Genomic DNA, 5,746 nt, shown 5'->3' on the forward strand with positions numbered 1-5,746 from the left:
CCAGACGGCGGAAGGCGGGGTTCCGCTTCGGTCGGCGGGAACTGTCGGTCAGCCCTGGCGCTGCTCGATACCTGGATCGGCCGTCGCGTCTCCCCCGACCGGGAGTCTGCCGAGGCGCGGTCGCTAATCAGGCCTCCCGTCCGGGAGGAAGGACGCCGTTCGAGGCGGCCAGGGGGTTGACGCCGTCGCCAATTTGCTGGCGGGCGGAGGGCCGAGCGTCACCGTCGGCCCCCACCCCGAAAGGCTCCGAGGTCGTGGTGAACGCGCCGGGTAAGCCGACGGAAAGACCACGTCTACGTGCTGCGAGACCGCATCGGCACCCATGGCCGCGTCGACGCCGCCTCTGGGCGAACGGACACTAGTGCCCTCCGCGCGGTCCGCGACCCGCCCTGTTCTCGCCAACCGACCCGCGGACGGCGCGGACTGACTTCGGAGCCCCGTGAGGCTGCCCGGGCCGGTGCCGAAAACCTCGTCGACCGCTGCGGGGCCGTACCCCATTGAGGACCCCGAGCGACCAGCTTCGGCACGGGGCACCGAGCGCGGCAGCGGCGAACCATCTCGACGTGACCCGCTCGTCGAGCGACATGCGTGGGGACGTCGCCGACGGCGCCCGCGCACCCCCGTGCAATTTGAGCAACGTTTCGCTTTGCATCATGGCCCCTAAAGCACTGAGCGCTATTCTTCCTGGCAATTGTTCGCCGGTCGCCAAATGTGCAAACTCCATTGCGCTTGCCCGACACAAAGATGGCCCTCTTACTGGGCAAAAACCGATCAAGATCTCATCTCCACGCCCAACCGGCGCCAATAATCGGGGCACCCCAGCGAACGTTTCGTGTTGACAAGGTTGGTGGAGTCTGCGATGTTTATGGCAATTCGACTGACGAACAGCTGGGGGAAATATGACCACCGTTGCCACACACTTCACCAAGTTTCAGGTCGGCGCGGCGGCAGCCGCGATCACGGCAGCAGCCGTGCTCACGCCCGCCGCGATCGCCCAGGCGCGGCCCGACCTCATGCCCACCGCTCCCGTGACTGAACTCTTCAGCACCGAGATGTTTGGTACCGATCCGATTCTGGGTCCGATCCAGTTCTCGACTGAGAATCCCGACTGGTGGTGGCTCGGCGACGGCGACGGGACAGCTCGGGCCGGCGCCGTGAGCACTCTTGCGCTGCCGGGCACGACCGTCTTCGAGTTCACCCCGCTCTCCTTCGTTCCTGGCTTCCTCAAGCCGATCGCAGGCTGGTTCCTCTCCTTGATCCCGCAGTTCAACATCTGCCTCGGCGGCCTTGGCGTTTCGGTGGGGCCGTACGGATCGCTCACGGTCAAGACCGGCGCCTGCTAGTAGCTGTTGCGCGGCTGTTAGCTGTAGTGCTGCCCTGAGGTTGCCCCATCGTCGCTGCACCTTGACCGTAGGGATGTCTGCGACGTGTAGGGAAAGCTTCTGAGTGCCCACCATTCCGAAAAACCCGTTCGACCGTGATCGGGGCGGTCACGACGACCAATCCGGTCGCGTTCGAGACCTGCTCAGCAGCAGACGCAAGCTTGTTTTCTCCGGGCTGGCGATCGTAGTAGTGCTTCTTGCCTTTGGCTGCTGGGTGGGCTTTCGGGCTCTCGACGTCAAGTCCAACCTGGAGCACGCTCGCAGCAGTGCGCAGCAGGCGAAGGATGCGCTTCTCGCTGGCGAAACCAAGGATGCCTCCCAGTGGGCAGACGACGCACGATCCAATGCGCAGGCCGCACGCAATGCCGCCCACTCGCTGCCGTGGAACATTGCGGCGGCCGTGCCGTGGGTGGGTAGCCCGTTCAAGTCCGGGCAGCAGATAACGGACGTGGTCCTCGGCTTGGCCGTCGACGTCTTGCAACCAGCGGCCAAGATCGGCTCGGCGATCTCACCCGACCAGTTGCTCAAGGACGGCCATCTGGACGTGCAAGCGCTCCGTGCCGAGGAACCGGCTCTGAGCAAGCTGGCCGCGGACTCCGGCCGGCTGGACGCCGAGTCCGAGGCGATCGCAGATCCCAAGTTCCTCTCGGTGCTCGACGACGCTCGATTGCAACTTCAACAGCAGACCTCCGATATCGCCAAGCTTCTGCAGAACACGGCGCTGGCGGCGCGTCTCGCACCGTCGCTCATGGGTGCCGACGGACCGCGCACGTACTTCATGGGTTTCCAAACGAATGCCGAGGCCCGCGGCACCGGTGGGTTACTCGGCGGATTTGGCATCCTGCGGTTCGACGACGGTGTTCCAACGGTCGACAAATTGGCACCCAACACCGAGTTGGACAAGGCGTTCGCCCCCATCGACCTTGGCCCGGAATACACTGACCAGTACGGCTTTACGAGCCCGAGCACTGATTTTCGCAACAGCAACCTGAGTCCCCACTTCCCCTACGCCGCGCAAATCTGGAAGTCCATGTGGGCGCAGCAGACGGGGATGAACGTCGACGGCGCCGTCGCGATCGACCCCGTTGCGCTGAGCTATGTGCTCGGAGCGATCGGACCCGTCACGATGCCGGACGGTGAGCTCATCACGGCGACCAACGTGGTCGAGCTGACGGAGTCGACCGTGTACACCCGCTTTCCGACGGACCAACCGGCGCGCAAGCAATATCTGCAAGACATCGCCGGAGAAGTCGTCGAGAAGATGACGGCGCCGACGGATTCGCCGCGTGCTCTGTTGGAGGCATTGGGCAGGGCGGTCAGCGAGGGCCGCATCGCGGTATGGAGTTCGTCGCCTGCCGACCAGAAACTCCTTGAGGCGACTCCGCTTGCCCATGTGGTTCCCGACGACGCTGCGCCGTACGCCGCGGTCGTGATCAACAATCTCGGCGGAAACAAGATGGACTACTACCTCAAGCGGGGAATCGAGTACGCGGGCGATCACTGCGACGGCGAAACGCGAAACTCGACGGTCACGATACGGCTGACGAACGCCGCGCCGGCTGGGCCGCTGCCGGACTACGTCGCCACGTCGGGTGGCCTTGCGCGCAGCGCACCGATCAAAGTCCCCAGCGGCACGATGGTGACGTCGGTGCGACTCTTGGCGACGAAGGGTGCGGTATTGAAGAGCGCGCTCGCCAATGGCCAACGGGTGCCGATAATTCGCGGGATGGAGCTCGGTCACCCCACCTTCGAGGTCCAAGTCGCGATACCGCCGGGAAAATCGGGTGAGCTCACGATCCACCTCACCGAGCCGACATCCCCTGGTACACCGCGTGTTCCGGTCCAGCCACTGGTGGACCTGGTTGCTCCTGTGGTTTCGATGCCCGAATGCTCGAAATGAGTGACAATGCTCCCTGGGGAATGAGCACCCTCGATCCGCCCCCGTTGGTTCACACCAATCACCTTGGGGGCCAGCGAAGAAAGTGCGGACGGTACCGTTTGGCACCTCGACATCTCGACTCGACGTCGATCACGGCGCGCGAGGCGAGGGCAGCAGCGACGAAAAGGCGGCGGCGTTGAATCTTCAAGACCTAGTGCGACTTCTGCGTGCGCGGTGGCTCATCGTGTTCATCGTCGCGCTCGCGGGAGTTCTCGGAGCGGTCGCGCTCTCATTGGCGACCACTCCCCTGTACCAAGCGTCGACGAGGCTCTACGTGTCCACCTCGGCCGGCTCGTCGCTATCCGATCTCTACCAGGGCAATCGACTCTCGCAAGACCGTGTGCTCTCGTACGCCAAACTGCTGACGGGTGAGACCCTGGCTCAACGGACGATCGACAAACTCGGCCTCGACATGAGCGCAGGAGAGCTGCAGGAGCACGTCACGGCGAGTGCGGAACCCAGCACGGTCCTACTGAACGTGGAAGTCCTCGACGCGTCGGCGGTCCGCGCGCGCGATATCGCCAACACCCTTTCCGACGAGTTCGTCGTCCTGGCACGCGAACTCGAGACGCCTGAGGAAGGGACGAGACCAGACGCTCTCGTCGTCGTCGAGCATCGTGCGTCGATTCCCGAGAGTCCAGTGGTACCGAAGACGATGCGCAACATTGCCCTCGGCCTCGCCTTGGGGGTGTTGTTGGGAGTTGGCCTCGCGGTGGTCCGCAACCTGCTCGACAACACCGTCAAGGACCGAGAGACGCTTGACGAGATCACGGGCGCCGGAACGGTCGGGACCATTCCGCTCGACAAGGAGCGGCGGAGCAATCCAGCGATCTCATTCGACAAGGACAACTCGGCGATAGCCGAAGCGTTCCGCAAGCTCCGAACGAACTTGCAGTTTCTCGCGGTGGACAATCCGCCGCGCGTCATCGTCGTCACCAGTTCGATGCCCGCCGAGGGTAAGACCACTACGGCGATAAACATTGCGCTGGCGTTGGCCGAAGCCGAGCACAACGTGGTGCTCGTCGATGGCGACATGCGGCGCCCCATGGTGCACAACTACCTCGATCTGCTCGCGCCGGTCGGCTTCAGCACGGTGCTCAGTGGCGGCGCCACCCTGGACGAATCGCTACAGAAGACGAGCTTCCCAGGATTGACCGTCCTCACGTCGGGAGCCATTCCACCCAATCCGAGCGAGCTACTGGGATCGCTGGCAGCCAAGAAGTTGCTCAGCGAACTGCGAGGTCAATTCGACTACGTCATCATCGATTCGACGCCGCTGCTCGCGGTCACGGACGCAGCGCTGTTGGCGGCCAGCGCCGACGGCGTGCTGATCATCGCTCGGTTCGGCCAGACCAAACGCGACCAACTCTCCCACGCGGTCGGAAACCTCGAAGACGTCGGCGCTTCCGTACTCGGCGCCGTATTTGCAATGACGCCGCGGCGGGGAAATGCGTCGTATGGATATGGGTACGGATACTACGGCGAAGAACCCGAGCGGCGGCCGTCCCAGTCGCGTACCGCCCGCCACGCCGTCGGCGTCGAATCTCCGTCGCCCACAAGCAAAGTCGCGCCCCGGGGCAGCGAAGCAGAGGTTGTTGAATGAGTCGAACATGCAGGCGTCGCGCCCTCTCCCCGAACCAGGGCCGTCCGATCGGCCGTTCAGTGCCGCGATGAACCCCATGAGGGGAATCATCTTGGCGGGGGGCTCCGGCACGCGTTTGCATCCGATCACACTCGGACTGTCAAAGCAGTTGATCCCCGTGTACGACAAACCGATGGTGTACTACCCGTTGTCGACGATGATGTTGGCGGGCATTCGCGACATACTCGTGATCACGACGCCGCACGATGCGGCTGGTTTCGAGCGACTCTTGGGCGACGGGTCGCAGTTTGGCATTTCGATCACGTTCGCTCGGCAGCCGTCACCAGACGGACTGGCGCAGGCCTTCACCATAGGTGCGGATTTCATTGGCAGCGGCAAGGTTGCGCTCATACTGGGGGACAATCTTCTCTACGGGCCTGGGATGGGCGGGCAGCTGAAACGCTTCACCGATGTCGACGGGGGCGCGATTTTCGGCTATTGGGTCGCCGAGCCCTCGGCGTACGGGGTGATCGAGTTCGACGACAACGGGTTCGCGGTGTCGCTCGAAGAGAAGCCGAAGCAGCCGAAGAGCAACTACGCAATACCCGGGCTGTACTTCTACGACAACGACGTGGTCGCGATCGCACGGGACCTGTCCCCAAGCGCGCGCGGCGAATACGAGATCACCGACGTCAACCGCGTCTATCTGGAGCAGGGTCGATTGCAGGTGCAGGTGCTGCCGCGGGGTACCGCCTGGCTGGACACCGGGACATTCGACCAGATGACCGACGCCGCCGAGTACGTGCGGACGATGGAACGACGTACCGGTTTGAAGATCGGGGC

General features: G+C 63.9%; 4 protein-coding genes. All 4 read left to right on the top strand.

Features of this window, described 5'->3' with window-relative positions:
• Positions 1 to 899: 899 nt before the first annotated feature.
• On the top strand, positions 900 to 1,343 hold the full coding sequence (locus ABW137_RS35550; RefSeq protein ID WP_526407611.1) for a hypothetical protein: 444 nt from the start codon (positions 900 to 902) through the stop codon (positions 1,341 to 1,343).
• Between the two features lie 178 nt (positions 1,344 to 1,521).
• Positions 1,522 to 3,282 carry a DUF4012 domain-containing protein gene (locus ABW137_RS35555; protein ID WP_526407615.1) on the top strand — a complete coding sequence of 587 codons (1,761 nt, stop codon included), beginning with the start codon at positions 1,522 to 1,524 and terminating at the stop codon, positions 3,280 to 3,282.
• A gap of 175 nt (positions 3,283 to 3,457) precedes the next feature.
• Positions 3,458 to 4,924 carry a tyrosine-protein kinase domain-containing protein gene (locus ABW137_RS35560; RefSeq protein WP_526407613.1) on the top strand — a complete coding sequence of 489 codons (1,467 nt, stop codon included), beginning with the start codon at positions 3,458 to 3,460 and terminating at the stop codon, positions 4,922 to 4,924.
• A gap of 76 nt (positions 4,925 to 5,000) precedes the next feature.
• Positions 5,001 to 5,746, top strand: a 746-nt coding sequence (gene rfbA / locus ABW137_RS35565; RefSeq protein WP_526407617.1) for a glucose-1-phosphate thymidylyltransferase RfbA, incomplete at its 3' end; no start/stop codon positions are given.

Source organism: Mycobacterium sp. (assembly GCF_040509115.1).
Taxonomy (GTDB): Bacteria; Actinomycetota; Actinomycetes; order Mycobacteriales; family Mycobacteriaceae; genus Mycobacterium.

Coding starts and splice junctions, on each gene's coding strand:
- ABW137_RS35550 (WP_526407611.1), top strand. CDS start 900: ATGACCACCGTTGCCACACACTTCACCAAGTTTCAGGTCGGCGCGGCG.